This window comes from Algoriphagus sp. CAU 1675 (assembly GCF_029222925.1).
GTDB lineage: Bacteria > Bacteroidota > Bacteroidia > Cytophagales > Cyclobacteriaceae > Algoriphagus.
In genome coordinates this window covers 515,905-541,753 of the sequence record NZ_JARHUI010000001.1, presented here as the reverse complement: position 1 = coordinate 541,753, position 25,849 = coordinate 515,905, and the positions used below count along the sequence as shown (strand labels likewise).

General features: G+C 44.3%; 20 protein-coding genes. 9 read left to right on the top strand and 11 right to left on the bottom strand.

What is annotated here, in order from left to right; translation table 11 throughout:
• Positions 1-4: 4 nt before the first annotated feature.
• Positions 5-1,537 carry a GMC family oxidoreductase gene (locus P2G54_RS02430; protein ID WP_275867836.1) on the top strand — a complete coding sequence of 511 codons (1,533 nt, stop codon included), beginning with the start codon at positions 5-7 and terminating at the stop codon, positions 1,535-1,537.
• A 239-nt stretch (positions 1,538-1,776) separates the two neighbouring features.
• On the opposite strand, the gene P2G54_RS02425 is transcribed toward P2G54_RS02430, so the two are convergent.
• The 3 genes from P2G54_RS02425 to P2G54_RS02415 all read right to left on the bottom strand — a co-directional run bounded on the left by P2G54_RS02425 (position 1,777) and on the right by P2G54_RS02415 (position 4,761).
• The gene (locus P2G54_RS02425) at positions 1,777-2,250 is read right to left on the bottom strand and encodes an acyl-CoA thioesterase (RefSeq protein WP_275867834.1); all 474 of its coding nucleotides are present in this window, start codon (positions 2,248-2,250) and stop codon (positions 1,777-1,779) included.
• Positions 2,251-2,390: 140 nt separating this feature from the next.
• Positions 2,391-4,586, bottom strand: coding sequence for a tetratricopeptide repeat protein (locus tag P2G54_RS02420; RefSeq protein ID WP_275867833.1), 2,196 nt, complete (start codon positions 4,584-4,586; stop codon positions 2,391-2,393).
• A complete protein-coding gene (locus P2G54_RS02415; protein WP_275867831.1) occupies positions 4,543-4,761 on the bottom strand; it encodes a hypothetical protein in 219 nt (72 codons plus the stop codon). The genes P2G54_RS02420 and P2G54_RS02415 overlap by 44 nt, the downstream gene beginning before the upstream one ends.
• Positions 4,762-5,465: 704 nt before the next feature.
• Here P2G54_RS02415 and P2G54_RS02410 point away from each other — a divergent pair.
• The 3 genes from P2G54_RS02410 (at position 5,466) to P2G54_RS02400 (ending at position 9,321) form a co-directional block, all read left to right on the top strand.
• Positions 5,466-6,983, top strand: coding sequence for a sulfatase (locus P2G54_RS02410; RefSeq protein ID WP_275867828.1), 1,518 nt, complete (start codon positions 5,466-5,468; stop codon positions 6,981-6,983).
• Positions 6,984-7,148: 165 nt separating this feature from the next.
• The gene (locus P2G54_RS02405) at positions 7,149-7,943 is read left to right on the top strand and encodes a helix-turn-helix domain-containing protein (RefSeq protein ID WP_275867826.1); all 795 of its coding nucleotides are present in this window, start codon (positions 7,149-7,151) and stop codon (positions 7,941-7,943) included.
• A gap of 61 nt (positions 7,944-8,004) precedes the next feature.
• Complete coding sequence (locus P2G54_RS02400) at positions 8,005-9,321, top strand: serine hydrolase domain-containing protein (RefSeq protein ID WP_275867823.1); 1,317 nt, start codon at positions 8,005-8,007, stop codon at positions 9,319-9,321.
• 1,177 nt (positions 9,322-10,498) lie between these two features.
• Here P2G54_RS02400 and P2G54_RS02395 read toward each other — a convergent pair.
• The 6 genes from P2G54_RS02395 to mazG form a co-directional block, all read right to left on the bottom strand.
• Complete coding sequence (locus P2G54_RS02395; protein WP_275867821.1) at positions 10,499-12,814, bottom strand: DGQHR domain-containing protein; 2,316 nt, start codon at positions 12,812-12,814, stop codon at positions 10,499-10,501.
• A gap of 8 nt (positions 12,815-12,822) precedes the next feature.
• Complete coding sequence (locus P2G54_RS02390) at positions 12,823-13,638, bottom strand: Dam family site-specific DNA-(adenine-N6)-methyltransferase (RefSeq protein ID WP_275867818.1); 816 nt, start codon at positions 13,636-13,638, stop codon at positions 12,823-12,825.
• A 349-nt stretch (positions 13,639-13,987) separates the two neighbouring features.
• Positions 13,988-15,388 carry a class II fumarate hydratase gene (gene fumC, locus P2G54_RS02385; RefSeq protein ID WP_275867816.1) on the bottom strand — a complete coding sequence of 467 codons (1,401 nt, stop codon included), beginning with the start codon at positions 15,386-15,388 and terminating at the stop codon, positions 13,988-13,990.
• A gap of 77 nt (positions 15,389-15,465) precedes the next feature.
• The gene (locus tag P2G54_RS02380) at positions 15,466-15,951 is read right to left on the bottom strand and encodes a hypothetical protein (RefSeq protein ID WP_275867814.1); all 486 of its coding nucleotides are present in this window, start codon (positions 15,949-15,951) and stop codon (positions 15,466-15,468) included.
• A 5-nt stretch (positions 15,952-15,956) separates the two neighbouring features.
• On the bottom strand, positions 15,957-16,337 hold the full coding sequence (locus P2G54_RS02375) for a RidA family protein (RefSeq protein WP_275867812.1): 381 nt from the start codon (positions 16,335-16,337) through the stop codon (positions 15,957-15,959).
• Between the two features lie 120 nt (positions 16,338-16,457).
• Positions 16,458-17,258 carry a nucleoside triphosphate pyrophosphohydrolase gene (mazG, locus tag P2G54_RS02370; protein ID WP_275867810.1) on the bottom strand — a complete coding sequence of 267 codons (801 nt, stop codon included), beginning with the start codon at positions 17,256-17,258 and terminating at the stop codon, positions 16,458-16,460.
• Between the two features lie 71 nt (positions 17,259-17,329).
• Between mazG and P2G54_RS02365 the strand changes: the two genes are divergently transcribed.
• From P2G54_RS02365 to P2G54_RS02355, 3 genes are all read left to right on the top strand, one after another.
• Positions 17,330-17,560 (top strand): hypothetical protein, encoded by a 231-nt coding sequence (locus P2G54_RS02365; RefSeq protein ID WP_275867808.1) that lies wholly within the window; start codon positions 17,330-17,332, stop codon positions 17,558-17,560.
• Positions 17,561-17,627: 67 nt separating this feature from the next.
• The gene (glmM, locus tag P2G54_RS02360; RefSeq protein WP_275867806.1) at positions 17,628-19,022 is read left to right on the top strand and encodes a phosphoglucosamine mutase; all 1,395 of its coding nucleotides are present in this window, start codon (positions 17,628-17,630) and stop codon (positions 19,020-19,022) included.
• A 40-nt stretch (positions 19,023-19,062) separates the two neighbouring features.
• Positions 19,063-20,205, top strand: coding sequence for a cysteine desulfurase family protein (locus P2G54_RS02355; RefSeq protein WP_275867804.1), 1,143 nt, complete (start codon positions 19,063-19,065; stop codon positions 20,203-20,205).
• A 34-nt stretch (positions 20,206-20,239) separates the two neighbouring features.
• Here the strand turns inward: P2G54_RS02355 and P2G54_RS02350 are convergent, their stop codons facing one another.
• Positions 20,240-20,986: a hypothetical protein gene (locus P2G54_RS02350; RefSeq protein WP_275867801.1), complete on the bottom strand. Its 747-nt coding sequence runs from the start codon at positions 20,984-20,986 to the stop codon at positions 20,240-20,242.
• A gap of 110 nt (positions 20,987-21,096) precedes the next feature.
• Here P2G54_RS02350 and P2G54_RS02345 point away from each other — a divergent pair, with 110 nt between their 5' ends.
• Positions 21,097-21,417 carry a Rieske (2Fe-2S) protein gene (locus P2G54_RS02345; RefSeq protein ID WP_275867799.1) on the top strand — a complete coding sequence of 107 codons (321 nt, stop codon included), beginning with the start codon at positions 21,097-21,099 and terminating at the stop codon, positions 21,415-21,417.
• 4 nt (positions 21,418-21,421) lie between these two features.
• On the opposite strand, the gene P2G54_RS02340 is transcribed toward P2G54_RS02345, so the two are convergent.
• The gene (locus tag P2G54_RS02340) at positions 21,422-23,662 is read right to left on the bottom strand and encodes a TonB-dependent receptor (protein WP_275867797.1); all 2,241 of its coding nucleotides are present in this window, start codon (positions 23,660-23,662) and stop codon (positions 21,422-21,424) included.
• Positions 23,663-23,793: 131 nt separating this feature from the next.
• On the opposite strand from P2G54_RS02340, the gene P2G54_RS02335 reads away from it, so the two are divergent.
• Positions 23,794-25,842, top strand: a complete 2,049-nt coding sequence (locus P2G54_RS02335; RefSeq protein WP_275867796.1) for an alpha-L-fucosidase — start codon at positions 23,794-23,796, stop codon at positions 25,840-25,842.
• Positions 25,843-25,849 lie beyond the last annotated feature (7 nt).

Sequence of the window (25,849 nt, the reverse complement as noted above, 5' to 3'; positions counted from 1 at the left end):
TACCATGCATACCGACGCAAGAACAATTGAAACCGGATCAATTCTCGAGGGCGATATTTGTATTGTGGGAGCCGGAGCAGCTGGGATCAGCCTGGCTTTGGAATGGAACAATTCCGGCAAGAACGTAATCCTACTGGAAGGAGGAGGCTTTCAAGTAGAAACCGAAATTCAGGACCTATACAGAGGAAAAACCACCGGACAGCGGTATTTCCCCCTCCAATCAGCCCGTCTTCATTATTTCGGGGGGACCACGGGACATTGGTCGGGCTTCTGTTCTGACTTTGATCCCATAGATTTTGAAAAAAGAGATTGGGTGCCTCACAGCGGTTGGCCCATCAAAAGAGCAGACTTGGATCCTTTTTACGAGCGGGCACAAAAAATCCTGGATTTAGGGCCCTATCAATACAATCTGGATTACTGGAAAAAGAAGGATGACAGCTTGGTGCCCCTTCCCTTTGATAATCAGGTGATCTGGAACAAGGTGTGGCAGTTTAGTCCTCCTACCCGATTTGGGTCCAAGTACAAAGAGGAAATCCTCAAATCAAAAAATATCCATTTATACTCTTATGCAAATGTCACTGAAATCATTGCAGATGAACAGGTCCAAAGCGTAAAAGAACTAAAAGTCAAAAATCTGGCAGGAAAAGAACATATCGTTCGGGCTAAAACAGTGGTCCTGGCCTGCTCTTCCATCCAAAATGCACGGCTTCTTTTAGCCTCAAATTCCATAGCAAAGAACGGTTTGGGTAATGATCACGATCAGGTCGGCCGCTATTTTATGGAGCATTTAGAAGTGGATTCAGGGGATCTGTTTTTAACCCAAGAAGCTGCATTGAAGCTGTATATGTGGGAATTTTTCACCGTAAAGATGCGTGCGGAACTTGCGGTGACCAAGCAAATGCAGGAAGAGTCAAAAATCCTCAACGGTACCGCTTCCCTTTCCCCATTTACAGGAAGCAGACCTCCGGCCTTTATTGACACCTTTTCCGATGATGCAAAAGCCTCCGTGGAAAAATGGGAAAACCGTGAAAAGAATTTCAGCGAAAAGGGTCCTTCGGAATCAGATCTGAAAAAGTATGCTCGATTCAACCTCTTTACCCGAATGGAGCAGGCCCCCAATCCAAACTCCCGAGTTACCCTCGACCAAGAAAGGGATGAATTAGGCATGCCACGGGTAATTCTAAACTGGGAACTGACGCCTCTGGAAAAACGTAGTATCCGGAAATTGTATGACCTGATCGGACAGCAACTAGGAATTTCCGGACTTGGAAGAGTGAGGGTAATCGATTGGCTGCAGGATGATACCAATGATGAATGGCCCTCCATCTTAGGCGGAGGATGGCACCACATGGGCACGACCCGGATGCATGAGGACCCGGGCCAAGGAGTGGTGGACGCCAACTGCAAGGTTCATGGAATCAGCAATCTCTACATAGCAGGAGCTTCTTGTTTTTCTACCGGAGGAGCGGCCAATCCAACCTTGACTTTGGTTGCGCTTACGCTCCGGCTTTCTGACTACCTGAAAAGTAAGGTTTAAATTCACTGCGAGAATCAGTGGTTTGAAAAGTGCAGTGGGCTGGGCTCTGCGCGGAACCCCAATACCTATCGGGGTGCAGCTTGGCTTTTTGTTTCTTTTTTTGCCAATGCCTGTCCCGATTTTTCGGGAAAAAAGAACAAGATCCAAACTCAACTACATTATTTTGGTGTAGACCAATTCTTGCTTCAAATAAACACCTGTCAAAACAATTCGTGGTTAAAAATCATAGCTCATAATCCTCATTCATTAAAAAACGGCCGCATCTCCTCGTGGATTTCTTCCCGGAGGGTTTTCAACTTGAGCGCATACTCTTGGAGCTTCTTTTCCTGATCGGTTTTAGGCACCCAAGGTTTTACTTTTTTGGGATTCCCCTTTTCGTCCACGGCCACGAAAATGATAATGCAATGCGTCTTTTTCTCGAACTTCTTGGTATCAAAATTCCGGGAATACACCTCCACCATAATGTGGATGCTGGAACTCCCGGTATAAATGACCTGTGAATCGATCTTGATGACTTCCCCTATCCCAATGGGTTTGTAAAAACGGATCCCTCCCACATAGACGGTCACGCAATAGCTCTCGGCCCAGTTTCTTGCACAGGTATAAGCAGCTTGGTCAATCCACTTCATCACGGTCCCACCGTGTACATTTCCACCGAAATTCACATCTCTGGGTTCGCTGATAAATTGAAAGGTTGTTTTGTGGGAAGGCATAGGATCAAGGTTTGTTTTTTTGAGATTCAGCCCCAGCTATTCGGGCAAAGGGAGAATCCACTTCATAGATTTAAGATAAAAAAGATTGTCTGGATTTAGGTAGAATGGGCTGAGAATAAAAGGGAAGAATATCCAAAGGATCACTGCCTCAAAAGCTGGAGGTAATGGTTCATTTTTTCGGTATTGCCTAAGGATTTGTGTACCAGGTAAAGATTGGAGAGCAGGGCTTTGCTGGATCCATAATTCAAAGCATCTTCTAAGACTTGAACTGCATCTTTTTCCTTTCTTTGAATCAATAGGACTGTCCCCAAATTCATTCTTGCAGTAAAAGGATCCTCCGGATTGTTGGTAATGGCCTGTCTAAAATACCTTTCCGCATCCGTGTATTTTTTCTCCTTAAAATAAGCAATGACCCCTAAATTGGTCAAGACCATGGCATTGTTTGGGTTTGCCTGAAACGCCTTGAGAAATTTCGCTTTTGCACCTAGCGTGTCGCCAGTTTCCAGCAGGGACTTCCCAAAGGCCTCATAGAAAAAGGGATACTTTTCAAGTCCTCCAAAGTCATGTATTTGGCTCTCCACCTCTTGGTATTTAGCAGCTGCCTCGGAATAATCCCTTCTTTCAAAGGCCTCATTTCCGGATTGTAAGCGAAGTAAAAAGGCAGTTTCCTGGACATTGAAAGTGGAATCCCCACCTACCAATGCTTCCGCTCTTTCTGTCATTCCCTCCTCAGTGTAGAGGTATGCCAAAATTTTATTGATTTCCTCGTCTTTCTGATATTCCAAAGCTTTTTCAAAATTGGCAATGGCTTCCCTATTTTGATTTAGCTTGAGATAGCATTGAGCCAGGTTTTTATAAGTAGCAAAGTATTCCGGGTTTTCTGCCTTGAGCGACTGGAGATAGAGATTTTTTGCTTCCCCGTAGTTCCCTTCCACAAATTCCAATATGGCAAGTTTAAACCAAGCATAATGAAACCTGGGTGCTTTCTGGGTGCTTAGTTTCAACACCTTCTTGGCTCTCACTGAATCCCCAATTCCAATCAGGGACTCGGCAAGTGTATTGTAATATTGGGAAACCGGAGGATTTGGCCCCAGGATTTCAAAACTCCTGTCATAATGAACCACAGACTTTTCAAAATATGGACGGGCCGAATCCGGGCTGGTTTTTTCCAGCTCTTTTCCCTTTAACCTGAGTTCTTCGGCATGCATCATATGCGCTCTCCAGCTATTTGGCGCGGTTTTGATCCCCGATGCAGTCAAGCTCATATTATCTTCCCAAACCTTGCTTCGGTCCAGGGTCTTCCAGGTAAAAGCAACCAAAACCGGACAAATGATCAAGAAGGCATATAATGCAGGATTTTTCTTCCATTTTAAATTGGCAAATTGATACATCCCCCAAGCCACCAAGAAGGAAAAAGCCAAGGAAGGAATAAACAGAAAGCGCTCTCCAATATTGGCTCCAATTGTCAGAGAGGTAGTTAGGTTGGCAAAAATGGAAAAGGATGTCAGGTAAAATAAAATTCCGAAGCTGATTAGGTTTCTGCTTTTAAAGCCTTTGAACGCCACATACCCTAGGAATACAAAAACCCCCAAGCTGAGCCAAACAAATGGATTGGAAAAACTCTGTATAGTCAATTGGGAGAAGGAATAATCCCAGGAAAGCGGATGAGGAAAAACAAGAAGCTTCAGATAGAGCAGATAGAAATACAGGTTGGTAGCCAATCGCTCCCCTCCTTCTGCTGCAAAAAGCACCGAATTGATCTGTGAGGAATAGCTTTCATCTACTGAATCCAAAAACAATGCCCTGAGCCCCAAATAAAGAGCCGTGGGAATCAAAAATGGCAGTACCGATTGCACCGATTCCCAAACATTCCTTTTCAAAAAGAACCAGGAAACCAGCCCCACCAAAGCCAATAGCGGCAAACTTTCCTCTTTGGAAATCAGGGAAAGGAAAAACAAAGCCAAAATCAGGGTCCAAACGGGAACGGATATCTTTTCCCGGGACCGGAGCCAGATCAAAATGGCCGAAAAGGCAAAGGTGGTAGCCAGTAGGGTATCCCTGCTTTTAACAGAGGCCACTACCTCAGTATGAATAGGATGCAATGCATAAATAGCCAAAGCCATCAGAGGAACCCAAGTCGGGATGGATTTGAGTTTGGCCAGTTCCTGCAAAAAGAGGCCAACCACTCCCAAAGCAATAAAATAGAGAATGACATTGATCGCATGTCCATGGCTAGCCTCAAATTCTCCAAAAACCGCATACTCCAAGGCGAATGTCAGTAAGGTAAAGGGTCTATAGATGCTGGTATTGGATTCCCCCTGAGAAATGAAGTTCATAGAGCCATAGCGAAAGAGCTCGGTCCAATTCCTCCAATCCTTTTTGCGTCACCCGATTGAAATAGGCATAGATACCGTCATCCGCAGAGTATCCATAGCCAAGTGTTTGGATGTAGAGCAATGCTCCAATAAGTGCGATAAACCAAACCCAGAGATTGGGGTTTTTGGGATTCATAGGCTGGTTTGTTTAGAAAAAGTAAAGCTGAATATAAACAGAGCTCATGAAAAAGGAAACTTTCTGCTAGGGATTGATTTTATGATACTTGTGAATTAGTCGAGAAGGATTTTTTGGCTTTTGTTATAAAGGAACTTGAATACGGTTTTTCATAGCATATCCCTTTTGGAAAAAGAATAAGCCTTCTATCAATTTAGGCCTAGTCCGGGATACAACTGAAGGATCTCCTTTCAGACTTGGAATTGCTTCTGATTCCTATCGAAGACCCATCCAATCCAAGTCCATCCTCTGCAGCCGTAGGGTAATGAAAGCATTCTCAAGTTAATTGAATAGTATCTTTAGTTTTTAGCTAACTATAGTATAGGGTTTATATAGCTTTGAAATAAACAAAATATCAATTTACCCTAAATAAACCCTAAGCAAGAGTCCGCTTTAGCTGTGGAAAAATTAGCCATAGCACATTTAAGTAATTTTTGAATCTAACTCACCTGTGAATTGCAAATTCGGTTGGATAAAAAGGAATAGTTCCAATCTATGCTTAATCCCAATTAACATGCCTCTCCCATAGGGGGGCTTCTAAGTCAGATTCTATTTGCGCATCGATACGGAGTTTTACTATTGCAGGAAATTAAGCTATATTTTAACATCCTTGGGATCCTCCTTTTCTATAAGATCGAGTTGCTGTATCCATTGAAAACAAGCAAATGAACCGGAAAAATCTCCCCCTTTATATGCTCCATCTGAGCCTGATTGTCTCTTTTTGTCTCTTGGCTTTTTCCGAGGTTTTTTCTCAAAATGTCAGCCCCAAGCAACCCAATATCCTCTTTATTGCAGTGGATGACCTCCGACCAGAACTGGGGGCTTATGGGCAAAGCTATGCCATCACTCCTCATTTGGACCGGTTTGCAGTTCAAAGTTCGGTTTTCAAAAACCATTATGTCACAGTGCCCACCTGCGGAGCTTCCAGATACAGCATGCTGGTGGGAAAACTCCCAAAATCCAAGGTAGAACTGGGCAATATGGCAGCCGTACACCAGCTGGCGAAAAAGCCCAAAGACCAACGCCCCAAAACATTTATTCAAAACCTTCGGGAAAAGGGTTTTTATACGGTGGGAATTGGAAAAATTTCCCATCATCCGGATGGCTATGTCTATGAATACGAGGAACCCAAAAGTGATTTGATCGAACTACCGGGGAGCTGGGATGAAATGATTTTTGATCCCGGAAAATGGGAAACAGGTCACAATGCGTTTTTTGGCTATGCGGATGGAAGCAACCGAACCGACAGAAACAAGCAGGTAAAACCTTACGAAATGGCCGATGTCCCAGACGAAGGATATGCAGATGGATTATCTGCTAATCTGGCTATGGCCAAACTTCAGGAACTGAAAGAAAAAAACCAGCCATTTTTCTTGGGAGTTGGGTTTTTCAAGCCCCATCTTCCCTTTACTGCTCCCAAAAAATATTGGGATTTATACACGGAGTCCATTATTCCCCTGGCTCCCTTTGCGGCCATTCCCCAGGGATCCAGCAAGGCGAGCCTGATCGAAAGCGGGGAATTCAACCAATATGCTTTAGGTGAGGAAAAAGCGAGTCTGGATCATGCACTTTCGGATTCCTATGCCCGAAAACTCCGACATGCCTACCTTGCTTCTGTAAGTTATGTGGATGCACAGATAGGGAAGGTTCTGGAGGAACTGGAGCGCTTGGGCTTGGCTGAAAACACCCTTGTAGTCATCTGGGGAGACCATGGATGGCATTTGGGGGATCAGTTGGTTTGGGGAAAACACACCTTGTTTGATCGGTCATTGCATTCGGTACTGATGATCAAAGCTCCCGGAATGGCAGCCACTGAAATCCAGCAAATCGTAAGCTCGGTGGATATCTATCCCACCCTGATGGAGTTGATCGGAGAAGAGCCTGACCGGGATTTGGATGGGAAAAGCCTCTTGGATTTGATGAAGAATCCGAATCTGGAAACCTGGAGAAATACCGCCTACAGCTATTTCAATCAAGGCAATTCCGTCCGGACAGCAAACTACCGATTGACGCGCTATTTCAGGGAAGCTCAACCTAAATACGAACTCTATGATGAGGTCAATGATCCCTACGAATCAATCAATGTGGCCGATCGAGATCCGAGGGTTTTGTCTGAACTGCAACTAATTTTGGAAAGGGGAAACACCGGGATTTTTGAAGGGACAAGTGAAAATAAAGATTAAAAATCCTCTGATAGGGGTTCGGGATTGCAAATCCCGAACAGCAGAGTAGATAGCTCCCGTACTTTGTCGTGACTACACTTAAGCTGGGAGTCGTACCAAATGAAGGAGGAGTATTGAATTGGGCAACTTTCGGTATTTTTAAGGCGCAACTCCACTATTGCCGCTTTGGTCATTCAAAATTATCATCCAGAGAAACCCTTCAATGCCCTTTTTAAGGAGTGTTATTACATCCACCTAGAAAAGGGTTCCAGATTTCACAGCATTCCGGTAATCGATGATTGCTGCTATGATTTGGTCTTTTTCAAAGAAGCCAAGGGTGCTTTATGCTATGGTCCAAAAGCTACGGTCTTGCCCATCCATCACCAGGTATTTACTATCCATGATTTGCAGCCCCCCTATCGCATTGAAGTGGAGGATGAACTCACCTTTTTTACAATCAAGGTACAACCTTGGGCCAATGGGCATTTTTTTTCGGAGTTAAACGGAACCGGGATCCTCGATATCGAAAACGAAAAGCTGGGGAATTTATGGAAAGCCTTGTTTGAGGCTTCTTCCCTGGCGGAACGCTTCCAATTGGCAGAGGGCTTTATGGCATCGCATTCGGTGGAAACATCTCCATCGATGAGCTTGGCCCGGGAAATATGTGACTATGTGTATGAACATCAGGGCAAGGTTTCGGTAAGCGAAGTCAGCCATCGGTTTGGCCGTTCCCGCCAATATTTGGGCAAAGTATTCAGGAAAGAGGTGCTCTATCCCTTAAAAAAGTTCATCATCACCGTCCGCATTTTGGATTTAGTCAAGTACAAAGCAAGCAATCCTGAAATTTCCCTGACCGAATTGGGGTATTTGTACGGCTATTTTGACCAACCCCATTTTATCAACGATTTCAAGAAAGTTTGCGGGGTTCAGCCCCTGCATTTCTTCAATAAGCTGCCCGAATTTATGCTGCGGCATGTGTAGGTTTCCATTTTTACAATTTTATCAGCCACGAATGCTCCTTCTTTGCACAAAATTAAAGCATATGCGGTACCTAGGATTTCTGTTTATCCTGTTGATGGGAATGGCCTGCGGGCAAAGAAATACGGCTGAAGATCAAGGAATAGCCTCCGAAGGATCTGGAGTTCGGGATTCAGTGGACACCTATTTTTCCAAACTGACAGCCTTGAAGCAGTTCAATGGAGTCGTGCTGGCCTACCAAGGGGATGAAGTGATCCTCCATCAAGCCTACAATCTTCAGGGAGATACCAGTTCCACCTTAGTGACTACGGAATCCCAATTCGATATCCACTCTGTTTCGAAACTGATGACCCATTATCTCTTGGTGCAATTGGAATCGGAGGGTAACTTATCCATGGACCAGACCCTGGATGCTTTTATTGACGAGTTTCCCCAAGGCGACCAAATCACGCTGCAAATGCTCTTGGATCATCGATCCGGATTACCGCGAGAGTTAACTCATTTGGAAGGAGAGGAAATCGACCTGACACCCACCGAAATCATCGCACTGGCCAAAAAGGAACCCTTGCTTTTTGAACCGGGCAGTGATGCGCAATATTCAAATGTGGGGTATGAACTCCTGTATGAAATTGTGGCCCAGATTTACGGCAAGCCCTTTGCCCAATGTGTGGTGGATGAACTCTTTGTGCCCTTGCACATGGACCATAGCGGAGTCCATTTTTATACCCAAGATTCCCAAATCACCCATTTGGCCAAGAACCATGTGCTGAAGGATTCCAAGTTGGTGAAAGTGCCTAATATTTCGAGGGATGAGTTCCGTACGGCCCGCTTGTTTTCGACCACTTCCGATTTAAAGAAGTTCCTGGATGCCGTCTCCCAAGAGCCCTTTGCCAGCGCCTTGCAGCATCAGGGAATCATCCAAAAGGATGGCGGTTCCCGGGGGATTCGGGCGCAGGTTTACCGGGATTTAAACCACGATTTTGGCTTTGTACTCTTAGCCAATTATGATGAAATGCCCTTTTTCCAAGCCGTCGAGGATTTGGCTAAGATGATGAAGTCCGAACCGGTGAATTATCCCGAGGAAATCAACCGAAAGGCCATAGAAGTGGCGGAATCCGTTTTGGAAAACTATGTGGGTGCCTACACCTTTCCCGACTTTGATGGCTTGGTCCTGGAAGTGGCGATCCAAGACGGCGGTTTGGTGGTCCTGCAGGATGGGGAGATTATTGCCACGCTTCAGGCGGAATCGCCTACCGTGTTTTTTGAAGACCCCAAATCCCGGGAATCCTTTGAGTTTGTGAAAAATGAAGCAGGAAGCTATGATGCACGAATGGGTTGGAAGGGCATAGTCGTGGGGGGGGCAAGGAAGAGGGTGGAATAAAAAAGTATAGCGGGTGACTTAGCCTCAGGGTCTGATTGGAAAGGGAATTGCATATTAGGTTGGACCAGAAGATGTATAAGGCCCCATACTTTGTTGGCACTACACCTAGTCGGGGTAGTAACCCATCTTGAACTCTTCAATTGCTTTTCTATTCTTTACTTTTTGTCGTCAAAAAGTAACAAAAACCAATTTCCCTGAATCAGGCTGGAATGGTCTTCGGACCATTCCTGTTTCAAAGGAAGAAAGGGTTCGATTCTAATTCCTTTTCACCCCCGTTTATAATCGCTAACAGTTAAGTAGATGTCCCTGTAAAATTGTTGGGATTACACCTAGTCAGGAAAACAGATTTGAACTAAAAAGGTGAACTCACTGAGCAAAACCTGACAAATACTCGCCAAAAAGCTGAAATCGCTTGGCAAAAAGACGAAACAGTTCATCTCTGAGGCAAACCAGTTTCCTTTTTCTGTAAACTAATTCAGCAAAAAGGCGAAACAGTTCATCTTTCAGACAAACTAATTTCTTTAATCGGTAAACTAATTCGGCAAATAGGCGAAAGCGTTTTCAAAAGAGGCGAACTCACTGAGCAAAACCTGACAAGATTTCGGCAACTAGTCGAACTGGTTCACCAAAAAGCTGAACTAATTGACCAAAAAGGTGAACGCTTTCAGCAAAAAATAGAACTAATTCACCAAAAAGGTAAACTCACTGAGTAAAAAGACGAACTAATTCGCCAAAAAGTCGAACTGATTGAGCAAAAAGGTCCGACCGTTCGCCAAAAAGGTGCAAGCGAGGACCTCAGAGGTTCAAGAGAGGAGTAAAAAGGTTCACGCGAGGGCTTCGGAAGTGGGGAGGAGTACTTCCGAAGTACCCTCCCCCACTTGGGAAGTACCCCCTTGGGCCCTTTGGAATAAATGAAATAGAAAAGTGTAAATGCTCCCGCACAGCGGTCGGGATTAGAGTTAGTTTTAACTTAAAATCTACTCCCAGATGGGGTTTCGGGATTGGAAATCCCGAACAGCGGGTTGTTTTTCAAACTACGCCTAGGTGGGGTGAAAAAAAAGCCTAGTGGGGGAATAGAAAAGCTGTGGATGCAATCTAGGCCTAGTTTCAACTTAAATTCTACTCCCTGGGAGGGGGGCTAAGGTTGAATCCACGCCTGGACGAGGACTATATAATTTCATCCCAAATCGGTTTCAATTTTTTTCTCTATTAGCCATTCGTTAAGCTCAATTAGAAATTCATATTCATCTTCTTTTACACTATATGAATGCACGTTTTGATTTCTAATTCTTTCAAGTTTTTGCATCCATGCTGTTTTAGCCTCTTTTCCTCCACTAATCTTCTCTTCCCCAGGTTTAGTATAATATTTTTCAAAAATTTCACTCCAGTTTCTTCCGTAAGTTGCTATTTTACGATAATCTATGATGTTCAAACAATCCCAAGGCTCAACCTCTTCAGATTTTGTTTTAGCTTCATAATTTTTGTCGGCTGCTCTCTTGATTGATTCATCATAAACGTTTTTAGGTAATCCGACCTTAAACCAATTATCTCCGTGATGTACTTTTAACTGTTTTCTAAAATCCGACTTCATATGTGTCTCTAAATCGCGAATCATTTTGAACGATTCTTCATTAAAAGCTTTTGCCTCATCATTCCAATATTTAGTCAACCCTTTAGGTGAAAAATCTTTTCTTGAATCGCTAATTGCTTTTTGAAGAATTCGCCAATATCTAACTCTACCCCCTGTTCCATAGCTTTTTCTTAGGTCTATTTTCTGCTCAGGTGATAAACTTCTGAAGTAATCAATTAATGGGTCCAAATAATATTTTACTTCTGAAAGAATAAAGTCAAGAGAATCTGATTTTGGTTTTATTTTTCCAGTAAAAGTTAAATGATCAATGATATCATTGAATACTCTTATAAGGTTTTCTATTCCAGCATTTATAGATAAAAAACCATCATCCTTTTCACCTTTTTGCCATTCCTCAGGGAGACACTCTTTTATGTATTGAAAACAATCCTTTAAAAAAGGAAACAAAATATCATAAGTCTCATCATTGTTCCCCTTATAAAAAGTACCATCTTCCTTAATTGACGTTTTGCCAAACTGTCCAAAAAAATTACTTCTGTCTAGCCCAATTTTAATTGTGTCAATTGTTATACAACGTGTACTTGTTTTTGGATTCTCCCCAACAATTACTTTATCATAAAGTGCCGAAGATTTATCTTCTCCAAGTTCTTGAGCAATAGTAAGTTTTAATGCTTTTATTTGATCGGATAGATTATCAGAATCCCAAAGTAAATCGGAGTTTAAAGTGTTTCTTAGATTTTTAGGGACAGGTTTCTGATTCTCATTTATTTGCATGAATAAACGAACTTGATCTTTTCGGTCAAGATTAACAAAGGCGACAACAGGTATTGAATTAGTTTTTTGATACTCAGAATTTGCGTATCCATAAAGCCGATGTTGCCCATCAATTATAAAAGCTGATCTATATTTCTTTGGCAAGAAAAGAATCCCAATCCGAGAGATGGCATCAATCACTTGTGTATTTGCTCTCTCAAATCGAATTTTTTTCCCTTCCGTCAATAAATTTACTATAATTGAATTTGGAAAGAAACCACCTCCCTCGACAAAACCTTGTACTGAATTTAACCTAGTTCTCTTAATGAGGCGTTGATAGGTCGGCATCAGTTTTTTATTAGCCTTATTTCTATGTAGGACATAACCTATTTTTAAAAGCTTTTCAGGTTCGATAGAAAAAGAATAATATGTATGTCCGCCCATTTTACCTTCAATGGCGGGAATCTGATTTTGAATCTCTGGTATTTCCTGACCTTCAAAAAGATTCCCCAATAATTGAAACCTTGCTGATACACCTAAGTGCTTGGTGAGATCTTGATAGTACTGAATAGTCTCCTCATCGAAATGTAAAATCCCAAAATTTTCAAGCCTTTCAATATCTGGCATTGAGAGGTAATAATTGTTTGTTGCGAGAATAAATTTCACTTTGAATTTGTGATTTGGGAAAAGCATCCGAATTGCCTTATGAATACCATCCTTTTTACCGCCAATTGCCTCAATAACCTCTTTAAAGTTCCCTTTTTTTGGTTCTCCTTCGCAGGCTTTACACTCCACAAAAATTATTGTTTCTTGATCAGCCGCAAACACATCTATTTGTTGGGTTAATGTAAAATCATCAGAATAAGGCATCCTGAAATTCCTATCCTTATTCATTAAATCAAATCCAAGGTTTGCGAAAGTTGACCAAACCATGTCCTCAAAAGCCATATCAAATGATTTTGGCTTTTTTATCCGGACTTTTGTTTTAAACTCTCTATCAATTTCCCAACCTTCAATTTTATACCGATCAAGCGATTCAGGGAAAATGCTTTCATATAAATCTGTTTTTTTTCTCCTTTGGAGGGTAGAGCTTATATTTTTCGAGTTAACTAGAGAACTCCAAAATTTTTCCTTTTGATCTTCTGTCATAAAATAGGTTATAAGGTATTAGTAAAAATATACTCTTCAGTAGTTCCCCTTTGAGCTTGAGAACCTCCAATTAGATTTGCCCTGCTCTTTTTTAATAGGGTATCACCTTTATCAAAAATATCCCTGATCCTTTCGTGTGCTGCATTTGTTAAAATATAGTATGCTCCCCGAATCTTTATTTCATCAATGACCATGCTAAGCCGAATTTGATCATCAAGGGAAAAAAGTTTATGGTTGTATTTTATAAAACCATTGTTATTATGAGAGACAGTATATGGAGGGTCAAGAAAAACAAGATCATTTTTTTTAACATTTTCCAGAACAATTGAGAAATCACCTTTTTGAAATTTAACTGCCTGTAAGCGTTTACTTACTGAAATTAATTTATCAGGCTCAAGAATTTTTTTTGATCGATGACCATAAGGGACATTATATTTTCCTTTCAAGTTGACACGATATATCCCATTGTAAGATGTTTGGTTCAAGAAAATGAATTTTGAAGCTCTTTCTATTTGATTTGGCGGTTCAAAATCTCGTAGAAAATAATAATAATCCTCCTCGTTTATATGTTTAGACAAGCTTGAAATCACTTGTTCCGGAAAATCACGAAGTGTCTCATATGTCTCAATGAGTTCCACATTCAAGTCTGATAAAAAAGAAAACCTTGGATTCAAAGCCAAAAATATTGATGCTCCTCCAAGAAAAGGCTCGTGGTAGTTGTTAAATCCCTTTTCTGGGAGAATTTCATTAAGATGTTTTAGTAGCCAAGATTTCCCGCCAGCCCATCTCAAAATTGGTTTTGCTATATCATTCAATTCTAACACTCTACTATTTATTTAATGATATCACATTTAGCAAACGATGAGAGCAAGCCTTTTAAAGTGATATATGTTGTAACTAATTATTCTTTCAGATTGTATTTTCTGTCTTTTATTTTTCCCCATTTCCAAAAAACTTCCCCCAGCAGATTTTTAGCACCTTTCATCCCGCTAAAAACAGGCCGAAAAAATCATGGCTAAAAATGAATTCCTTAAAAAAGAAAACTTTACCTAAAAACACAATAATAAAAGCACATATTTTTCCTGTTTTAGTCACTTATTATCTGTATGCCTTAATAATAAAAGCCTCCCCATTGCTGGGAAGGCTTTGTTGACTGTGGTCTATGGACCGAAATTACTTCAAGCTCCCGATCATATCCTCTGGCTTCACCCACTCGTCGAATTGCTCGGAGGTGAGTAGGCCCAAGGCGATGGCAGCTTCACGAAGGCTGGTACCTTCTTTATGTGCTTTTTTGGCGATAGCTGCCGCATTTTCATAACCGATATGGGTATTTAGGGCAGTGACCAGCATCAGGGAGTTTTCCAGGTGACGCTGGATCATCGGCGTGTTCGGTTCGATGCCGACCGCACAGTTGTCATTGAAGGACACACAGGCATCCCCGATCAGGCGGGCAGACTGCAGGAAGTTGGCCGCAATCAAAGGCTTGAAAACGTTCAGTTCAAAATGTCCATTCGATCCGCCGATGGAGATGGCCACGTCATTGCCCATCACCTGGGCAGCAACCATGGTCATGGCTTCTACTTGGGTTGGGTTGACCTTGCCCGGCATGATGGAAGAACCCGGCTCGTTTTCAGGAATCAGGATTTCGCCGATACCGGAACGCGGACCTGAGGAAAGCATGCGGATGTCATTGGCGATCTTCATCAGGGAAACAGCCAATTGCTTCAAGGCTCCGTGGGTCTCTACCATGCCATCATGTGCCGCCAAAGCTTCGAATTTGTTAGGGGCAGTGATAAAAGGCTGACCGGAAAGTTCGGCGATTTTCTTCGCTACCAATTCCGCATAGCCCTGCGGGGTGTTCAGACCGGTACCTACTGCTGTACCGCCCAAGGCCAGTTCAGATAGGTGACTCAAGGTATTTTTCAAGGCCTTCAGTCCATGATCCAACTGGGCCACATAGCCGCTGAACTCCTGACCCAAGGTAAGTGGAGTCGCATCCATAAAGTGGGTTCTACCGATTTTCACCACGTTTTTGAAGGCTTCAGCTTTTGCCGCCAAAGTATCTCTCAGCTTCTGAACCCCAGGAATGGTGGTTTCCACGACCATCTTGTAGGCTGCGATGTGCATGGCCGTAGGATAGGTGTCATTGGAAGACTGGGACTTGTTGACATCGTCATTCGGGTGGATGGATTTTTTGGCATCTTCCAAAGAACCGCCCATCAGTACATGTGCTCTGTAAGCGATCACCTCATTGGTGTTCATGTTGGACTGGGTACCGGAACCGGTCTGCCAGATCACCAAGGGGAATTGGTCGTCCAGTTTGCCCGCCAGGATCTCATCGCATACGGTAGAGATGATATCTGCTTTTTCCTGAGCCAATACGCCCAGTTCGGCATTGGTCTGGGCAGCGGCTTTTTTCAGGATGGCAAAAGCACGGATGATCTCGATCGGCATGCGGTTTTTTTCGCCACCGATTTTGAAATTGTTGATGGATCGTTGGGTTTGTGCGCCCCAGTATTTGTCAGCAGGAACCTCCACAGGTCCCATGGTGTCTTTTTCGATACGAATGCTCATAAGATATGGATTTATTGAGTTGAATTTCGGAACGCTAAATTAAGTCCAAAAGCCCTTTTTCCCTAAAGCGCAAGGCCTTAATCCTTCATTTGAAGGTTGATAAGTTGATGGAAGGCATTTCTGGAAATTTTGACCTGGCGTCTGAAGAAAAAAATCGCCAAAAGGTAGTTCACTATTGCCACTGCCAAACAGATGCCTCCAAAGAGGAAATTCTGCAGCACAGCAAAGTAAAAAGCGGAAAAAGCCAGTAGGACTATGGACCAAAAGACAATGAAAAACAAAGCTCCCGGGAAAAGCCTGTACTGCAAAAAGAGGATGGAACCCCTTGCCGTATCCTCGACTTTTCCCAGGATCAAGGGTAAGAAACTGTCTCCTTTTTGCACCACTTTGGAAATCCGAAAGCCGTGCTTTCCCACCATTCCGTTGAAGAGGACCGCTTGGTCGTATTGACTTCTCTTGTCGAGAAAATCCACTTCTCGGGTCTGTTTGTTCAGCTGCTCGAGGACTTCGGCTTTGGATAGTGCACTGACCAGGGTTTCGCTATGGAAAGGAAGCAAGTTCAAGGTTTTTATTTGACTGCGATACAGGAAATCTCCACGTTGACGTTTTTGGGAAGTTTGCTCACCTCCACCGTTTCCCGTGCTGGGGGATTGGACTTGAAATACTGCCCATAGGCCTCGTTGATCGTCGCAAACTCATCCATGGATTTGATGAAAATGGTGCATTTCACCACATCGGAAAAGCCAAAGCCCGCCGCTCTTAAAACTGCTTCGAGATTTTTCATGACCGCGTGGGTCTCCTCGGTGATGTTTTCGTTGATCAAGTCCCCAGTCTCTGCATCCAAAGGGATTTGTCCGGATACGTAAAGGGTATTCCCTGCCAATACCGCTTGGGAATAAGGACCGATAGGTGCCGGAGCCTCCGGCGTGAAAATGATTTGATTTGCCATGGGTAATTACTTACTTTTTATTGATTTTTTTGTTATTCAAAAGTCCGTGGAAATTAGCCCCCAGACCCAATTTTTCGAAGCTCCACTGCCTAGGGCAAACTGTCCGCGATAGGGGACTGCCTACTTTTTCTTCGCTTCATTCCAATACACATCCATTTCAGCCAGGGTCATATCGGAAAGGTTTTTCCCAGCTTCCCGGGCTGCATTTTCCAGGTACTGGAAACGCTTGATGAATTTCAGGTTGGTCCGCTCCAGCGCTTCTTCCGGATTGATATCGATGAATCTGGCGTAATTGATCAGGGAAAAAAGCAGGTCCCCAAATTCGGCTGTGGCCTTTTCCTGATCAATTTCCGATTCCTCAGCGGCATTGAATTCCGCCTTGAACTCCTGCATTTCCTCCTCCACTTTTTCCCAGACCTGATGTTTTTCTTCCCAGTCGAATCCCACTCCCCGGGCTTTTTCCTGGATGCGCATCGCCTTGATCAGGGCCGGAAGGGATTTGGGCACTCCTCCCAATACGGATACATTTCCTTTTTCCTTGAGCTTGATTTTTTCCCAGTTCTGCTTGACGGTCTCTTCGTCCTTTGCTTCCGTATCTCCATAGATGTGAGGATGTCTTCGGATCAGTTTTTCACAAAGGGAATGGATCAGACTGGCCATGTCGAAGTTTCCTTCCTCCGAACCGATTTTGGCATAAAAAACAATGTGCAGGAGGATGTCCCCCAGTTCCTTTTTGATCTCCTCCGGATTTCCCTCCAAAATAGCATCCGAAAGTTCAAAAGTCTCCTCAATGGTCAGGTGGCGGAGACTCTCGGTAGTTTGCTTTTTATCCCAGGGGCATTGGGCGCGAAGCTCATCCATGATGGTCAATAAGCGATCAAAAGCCGCCAGCTGCTCGGCACGGGTACTCAAATTGGACATAGTCAGGGAAACTAAGCTTGATTTGTGGACGTTTCAAAGTAAAGCTTTAAATTTGCGCAAATTTATCCGTTATGGCAACTGTATTGATTACCCTGGGCTTTGTGGCCTTGTTCTTCGTGTTGATGTCTGTGAGGCTGCTTTTCGTGAAAAACGGGGAGTTTAAAGGTACCTGTGCCTCACAAAATCCCTATCTGAACAAAGATGGGGGAACCTGCAGTTATTGCGGAAAAACAGTGGATGCCAACAGCAGTTGTGGCAATCCCGACAATGAGGTCGACAAAGTCCTAGCAAAATTCAAATAATCTCAAATCTTGCCGGCTTGGCAAGATTTTTTCAGTTAAAAATTTTTCACAAAACCAATTAGAATTCGTGTCTCTAATTAAATCAATCTCTGGGATCAGAGGTACCATCGGAGGAAAAGCGGGGGATGGACTCACTCCAATTGATGTAGTAAAATTTGCCTCTGCTTATGGTGCTTGGGTGATCGAAAAAACAGGAAACCCCAAAGTAGTGATCGGCCGCGATGCAAGAATTTCCGGGGACATGGTCTCCAGATTGGTTGCCGCTACCCTTCAGGGAATGGGGATCAACGTGATCGATCTGGGACTTAGTACCACTCCTACCGTAGAATTTGCCGTGCCTTTGGAAAAAGCCGGAGGAGGCATCATCCTAACTGCCAGTCACAACCCAATCCAGTGGAATGCTCTGAAGCTCCTGAATGCCAAAGGAGAATTCATTTCCGATTCAGAAGGCAAGGATGTGTTGGAAAGAGCGGAAAAGGAGGACTTTTCCTTTGCTGAAGTAAAAAAACTGGGTTCCTATACCCAAATCGATGATTACATAGACCGCCATATCCAGCATGTGCTGGATCTTGAGTTGGTTGATGTGGAAGCGATCAAAGCCCGCAAGTTCAAAATCGTGGTGGATGCAGTAAATTCCACGGGAGGAATTGCAGTTCCGAAATTGCTCCAGGCCCTGGGTGTGGAAGTGATCGAGGAAATGTACTGTACCCCGGATGGACACTTCCCGCATAATCCGGAACCCCTTCCAGAGAATTTGAGAGATATATCCCAGAAACTGGAAAAGGGAGGATTTGACCTGGGTATTGTCGTGGATCCGGATGTGGACCGCCTGGCCTTTATAAACGAGGACGGATCTGCCTTTGGAGAGGAATACACTCTGGTAGCAGTCGCAGATTATGTACTTTCCCATACTCCAGGGAATACGGTTTCCAACCTTTCTTCAACCCGAGCCCTTAGGGACGTGACCGAAAAAAGAGGAGGACAATATACCGCGTCGGCTGTAGGTGAAGTAAACGTGGTCAACCAGATGAAAGCAGTGGATGCAGTCATCGGTGGAGAAGGAAATGGTGGCATCATCTATCCTGCCTCCCATTACGGTAGAGATGCATTGGTGGGTATCGGGCTCTTCCTGACCCATCTAGCCAAGTTCGGAAAGTCTATTTCCAGATTGAGAGCAACTTATCCAAACTATTACATTTCCAAAAACAAGATAGAACTGACCCCTGATATCGACGTGGACAAGATCCTCGTAGAAATCAAGGAAAAGTATAAAAAGCACCCGATCAATGACATTGACGGCGTGAAGATCGAATTTGAAAAAGAGTGGATCCATTTAAGAAAATCCAATACAGAACCGATCATCCGGATTTATTCTGAATCTGATTCCGAGGCCACTGCTGAGCATTTGGCAAAGAAAATCATGCAGGACATCAAGGAAGTGGTAAGCTCCTCGATGATCTGATCCGGAATCCCTTTAACCCAGCGACCCAAATCCAATTAGAATGAAAGTTTATTTTGACAATGCGGCGACTACAGCGATGGACGATCGGGTGATCGAAGCCATGCTGCCTTTTATGAAAAATCACTATGGCAATCCATCTTCGGTACACAGTCACGGAAGAGAAGTACGTACTGCCATAGAACGAGCCAGAAAAAAAGTCGCTGAATTGTTGAATGCCTCCCCTTCCGAGATCTTCTTTACTTCAGGAGGTACAGAAGCGGATAATACCGCCTTAGTCTGTGGAATGGAAAGCCATGGGATTACCCATGCGATCACCTCTCCTTTGGAGCATCACGCAGTGCTTCATACGCTTGAAGTTTGTGAGAAAAAGGGAAGCATCAAACTGAGCATTCTGGATGTAAATGAGCAGGGAGAATTGGACCTGAATCAGTTGGAAGAGCTGTTGAAGGCCAATCCAAACAGTCTGGTTTCCCTGATGCATGCCAACAATGAGATCGGTAATCTCAATGATTTGGAAAGAATCGGAGGATTGGCCCGGGAATACGGAGCATTCTTTCATTCCGATACAGTTCAGACCATGGGACATTATGTGCATGATCTGAAAAACCTACCAGTGGATTCCATTGTAGCAGGGGGACATAAATTCCATGGCCCGAAAGGCTCTGGCTTCCTGTATGTCAAAAAGGACAAGAAAATCCATCCATTTATTCATGGAGGAGCCCAGGAAAGGAACATGAGAGGCGGAACCGAAAACGTAATCGGGATCATCGGAATTGCGAAAGCCCTGGAACTGGCCTATGAAGACATGGCCGGACATCAGTCCCATATCCAGCAACTGAAAAAACACTTTATCGAGCGGCTTTCTCAGGAGATCCCCGGTGTGGAATTCAACGGAATGTCCGCCGATTTGGACCAGTCCCTTTACACCGTATTGAATGTGAGCCTTCCTCCTTCTGAAGCAAACAGAGGGATGTTGCTGTTCAACCTGGACTTGGAAGGAATATCTGCTTCCGGTGGTTCTGCTTGCAGCTCTGGTGCAACCGTAGGTTCTCATGTCTTAAGGGCACTCAACCACAATCCGGAAAGAGATTCCGTTCGTTTCTCCTTTAGCCGATTCAATACTACTGATGAAGTGGATTATGTGGTCAGAAAGCTGAAAGAATTATATGCAGTAGAAGCATAAAAAAAGGAGCCTTTCGGGCTCCTTTTTTTTTGTCTTATTTCTTTGCTCCGGGATAGCCAATAGCGTAAGGCGTCCAGATTTCATAGATGGGATTACCTGTTGAGCTCAGCCCACTGTGGTGCCACTCCCCGTCTTTGACCTCATAATCAAAGCTCAAACTTGCCCCCACTCTGCTGTCATCCCGGGAGAAGAAAGTGATCTTTTCGGTGTATTTTCCATCCTTGGCGGTATAGGTGCCTCCACCCGATCCTGAAAATTCCTTGGTCTCTGAATTGAAAGCCACCCATTGAAAGCGTCCACCGGACAAGATTTTGATGGTTCTTCTGGCGCCGGGAGTAGATCTGGAGATTTCCTCTCCGCGCTTTCTCCCTGTGATCACCCAGTTGCCGGTCAAATCATCGGTTTCATCTGAAACCTTTTCCCAGATTTCAACCAAAATAGTCCCGCGGATATCGGAGGAGATGACGATTTTTCCATCCACCCAGTCCAGCTTGTATTTGTTGACTGTGCCTACCTGAAAGGGATCCAGTGTGAAAAAATCCAACGTCTCTACGTAATCTCCATTTTCAAAAGAAAAAGGACCTCCGCCTGCTCCGATAAAATGGTTGTCTGAAACTTGCTTTGCCCCAAATGCAAAGTAGCCATCCTGATAAATCTTGATATACTCCACATCGGTAACCGGCTGCCCGTTTTGATGGGTCATCTTCCAGGCACCTTCCAGACTTTGCGCCTGTACCAAGCCAAAAATCAAGAGCAAGGGAATCAAAAGGAATTTCTTCATGATTGTATGGTTTTTCTTACTTCCTTTAAAAGTTCATTAACAAAAACGGGAAAACCAATCATTTCTATTCAACTGGTAGAATTTCCCCTTTTAGCCTTTCAAAAATTGCTATGAAAGAATATTATTTAGGCAAATCCAAAGAGGAAGCTCTCAGATTATTGCCTGAAAATAAAATCATTGAATTTCCTACTGGAGAAGAAAGCATTGCGGTTTTAAGAACGGCAGATGCCATTTATGCCTTTGAAGCTTCCTGTCCTCATCGGGGTGCTTCCCTGCTTCAAGGTAGCCTCCATGGTTCGGAAGAGTTGATCTGCCCACTCCACCGGTATCGCTTTGACCTAAAAACAGGACAGGTCCTCGCTGGATTTTGCGGGGACCTGACCATTTACCCTACGGAACTGACCGAGAGGGGATTGAAAATTCTTTGTTGAAATCTTAGTAAAGGAAAGCAAGCTTCACACCTCCGTACCAGTTACGGCCCGGAGCAGGCTGGTAATATCGCCCGCCAAAAGGATTCAAGTCATTACCAAGGGAATAGCTCTCATCAAACAAATTGTCTGCTCCCATAAATCCTTCGATTTCCCATTTATCGCTCAGGTTTTTGAACCAGCCCAATCGGAAATTGACCAGGTTAAACGCATCCTGATACACCGTATTGGCATCGTTAAGCGGGATTTTATCGGTAAACTGGTGGGTGAAATTCAGATAGAGACCCGGCGTGGTTTTCAGATCGAGACGGCTTACCAAAGTATGTGGAGACACACCGGTGAGGTCGTTTCCTGAGAAATCATTGTCTCGCTTCTTATAATCCTCAAACTTGAAGAAATGCCCGGAATAGGCTGTTCCTATATTCAGGTTTCGGACAAAGCCTTCGCTGTTTTTGACCAAGGCATAGTCCAGAGCCATCTCAACTCCTCTTTGGTTGGTAGAGCCGGCATTGCGGAAAAGCACCACTCCCTGCTCATTGGTATAGGTCGTGATCGTCTCCTTCAGTTGGAAACTGAAAGCCGTCACATCCAGGTTCAGGCGTTCCTTGCCCAATCGGTATCCTACCTCGTAATTCACTCCTTTTTCAGCTTCCAAGTCCAGATTGAGACTACCTTCATTGGTTCTCACCTCATCAATGGTTGGAGGAGAGAATCCACTGCTGATGCTACCATAGACTGCCGAGAATTCATTGAATTGGTAATTCAAACCAATTCTAGGAACTACAATCGGATCGAATTTACGGGTTTGCAATCCCCTAGGACCTCCGGCTGCATCGATTTGACGATCGATTTCAAAGGAGGAGAAGTTTTCACTCAAACCTAAAGTCAGGAGCAATGTTTCGGTAACATTCAGCTCAGCCTGCTGGAAGAGAAATCCCTGTGTGGCCCGGAGTTTATCCGCGAAACGAACCGTATCGGCTACTCCGGATCGGTTGCCAAAATTCTGGGCATCCGTGAAACTGGTTTGATATTCTCCACCTGCTATGAGGCGAAGGGCCTTTCCATTCAGGTCGGTATCCAGGGTAAATCTGCTTCTTCCTCCAAAACCAAATCCCAATTCCTTTTTGTAATCCAGAATGAATGGATTTTCGAAATCATTGGTATTCAGGTAAAGGGTGGTAGTGTTGCTCGTTTTATCAGAGAAGCGATACACATGCCCAAAGGTTGCGGTGACAGACTGCTGGGAAATGGAGCTGTTTTGATCTACCGACCCCGGACGAGCCTGTCTCGGTTCTTCTTCCAACTGAGTGGCATTCAGAGCACCGGGAATCTGGTAGTTGAGGTCTGAGATCAACAACTGGGTACGGATTTCCTGCCTTTCGGAAACCGGAAAATATCCCCCCAACTGGAAAACCTTTCTATCCACAGCGGAATGCTCTCTATATCCATCGGATTTTTGGCTGACATAGGAGGCCTCAAAACCACCTTCTCCAACCTGCTGGCTAATGCCCAGTCGGTATCGGCTTAAACCAAAACTTCCTCCCAGGTAATCCGTGCTGATCTTTCCTCCCACGGGATTGGCACGGCTATAGAGATTGATGACCCCACCGTTTCCAGCGCCATAAATACTTCCGCTTGGGCCTTTGATCACCTCGGCTGTTTTGATATTGGACAGGTCCAGAAGATTCAGGGCGGTGGTTCCGTCAGGAGAGGTGAATGGCACATCATTCCAATAAACCTTGACATTACGAACCCCAAATGGAGCACGTAGGGAACTTCCCCGAATCGAGATCCTGTAACTGGCAGGTGCCCGTTCTTCGATCCGAACTCCGGGTTTGGTATTAAAAGAGGAGACGATGGAAGTCTCATTAAAGCGATTGAAATCCTGCTCACCGACCAAAACAACGGATGCAGACTGTTCAAGAACCGGGCGTTCTGTTTCAAAGGCAGAAACTGTAACCGCAGAAAGGTTCAAGGTCTGAGGCATCAATAACACCTGATAATTTCCGGGCTGGAAGGTTTTTTCAAGGTTTTCATAGCCTTCCAAGGCAAAGGAAATCTTTAGGGTTCCTTCCTGCTCCAGCAGGATCATTCCTTCTGCATCAGTTCTGAAAATGGGCTGTTGGGCAGTTTTTACCCGAACATTTTCCAGGGCTTTGAGTGTAATGGCATCCATCACCTTTAGCTGAACCTGAGCTTGAAGATGGAGGCTTATGAGTACTGTTAATAGGGTGAGCAACTTTTTCATCCCGCAAAAGTAAGGCTTTCAGACAGAGATTCTGTGCTTATTGACACTTTAGATAGGATTTCGGGGAGTAAATCATTTTGGGTTTTCCTTTGCGCCCCAAATTTCTTAGACTGCTGATTCAATATTGATTTATGAAAAATCCACTCTTCCTTACCCTACTTTTACTCCTTACTTTTTGCCAGGAAAAAGTCACTCCACCCACAGCCGTGGAGCCAGTACCCCATCCAAGACAGATCGCTTGGCAGGAGCTAGAATTTTATGGTTTCGTTCATTTCAATATGAATACTTTTTCAGACCGGGAATGGGGATTTGGGGATGAAAAACCGGAACAGTTTAATCCCACCGCTCTGGACGCCAGACAATGGGCCCGGATTGCCAAAGAAGCCGGGATGAAAGGATTGATCATTACCGCCAAACATCACGATGGTTTCGTGCTTTGGCCTTCGGCTTATACCGAGCACTCTGTCAAAAACAGCCCCTGGAGAGATGGAAAAGGGGATTTGATCCGTGAATTTGTAGATGCATGCAGAGAATACGGGCTCAAAGTTGGCTTGTACTATTCTCCTTGGGACCGAAACCATCCGGATTATGGCAAACCGGAATACATCACCTACATGAGAAACCAACTGACCGAATTGCTGAGCAATTATGGGGATATCTTCGAGGTCTGGTTTGACGGAGCCAATGGAGGAACAGGCTGGTACGGCGGTGCCAATGAAGAGCGTAAAGTCGATAAACTGACCTATTACGACTGGCCCAATACCCATGCCCTGGTTCGGGATTTACAACCCAATGCCATGCTATTCAGCGATGCCGGTCCGGACGTACGCTGGGTAGGAAATGAACATGGTTTTGCCTACGAAACCACCTGGTCCAACCTGATGCGGGATTCTGTATATGCAGGAATGCCGGAATTTTCTGAAAAATGGGCTACCGGTCAGGAAAACGGAACTCATTGGGTTCCTGCTGAATCGGATGTCAGCATCCGTCCGGGATGGTATTACCATGCCTATGAGGATCACAAGGTCAAAAGCCTTCCCCAACTCATGGAGATTTACTACAACAGTATCGGGAGAAACTCCTCCCTATTGATCAATTTCCCGGTGGATACCCGCGGACTGATCCATGAAAAGGACGAGGAAGCCATCCTAAAGATGGCCGCAAAAATCCGGGAGGATTTCGCAAACAACCTGGCTCTGGATGCAAGAATCAGTGCAGATCTGGAGAGAGGTAAAGGCTATGAAGCCGAACTGGCAATTGATGGGGATTATGAAACCTATTGGACCCTACCGGATGCTCAGGTTCAAGCCTCTTTGGAACTGGATTTTGGAAAGGGAGTTACTTTCAACCGTCTGCTTTTGCAGGAATATACTCCCTTGGGTCAGCGGGTGACAGCCTTCGAACTTGAGATAGAAACTGATGGCCAATGGAAGAAAATAGCCGAGGGAACCACCATTGGCTACAAAAGAATCCTGAGATTCCCGGATGTGACTGCGGAAAAAGCCAGAGTGAATTTCATTGACGGGAAGAATATTCCCCTGATCTCGGAATTGGGGATTTACAATGCTCCCAAGCTATTGTTGCCTCCGGCTTTCGGCAGGAAAAAATCCGGGGAGGTAAACCTCAAAGCCTTGGATGAAGGTTTGGAAGTCTACTATACCCTGGACGGGACCGAGCCAGACCCATCCAGCCCAATTTATTCCCAGGAATTCACGATTGATGCAGCGGCAACTTTAAAAGCCATTTCTTACGACCCAGTCAAAAAAGAAAAAAGTGAGACCCTGCAAGTGGATTTGGATCTTGCCAAGGCTCTTTGGAACTCCTCTCAGAAAGATGGGGAAAAAGCCTTTGATGAAAACCCAAACAGCTATTTCACCTCCACTGACAATTCCCTGACCATAGAATTGGGAGAATCCCTTGAACTTACTGGATTGACTTACCTACCCATGCAGGCCCGGTATCCAAGTGGATTTATCCAGGAGTACAGTTTGGAACTGAGTACGGATGGAAAGACCTGGAAGGAAGTCAGCCGGGGAGAATTCGATAATATCGTCAACAGTCCCATCGAACAAAGAGTACAATTCGAAAAACAGAATGGTAGATATATCCGCCTAAAAGCTTTGAAAACTGTCGATGACAATCCTGCGACCTTTGGTGAAGTCGGGGTTTTGACCCGATAATACAATT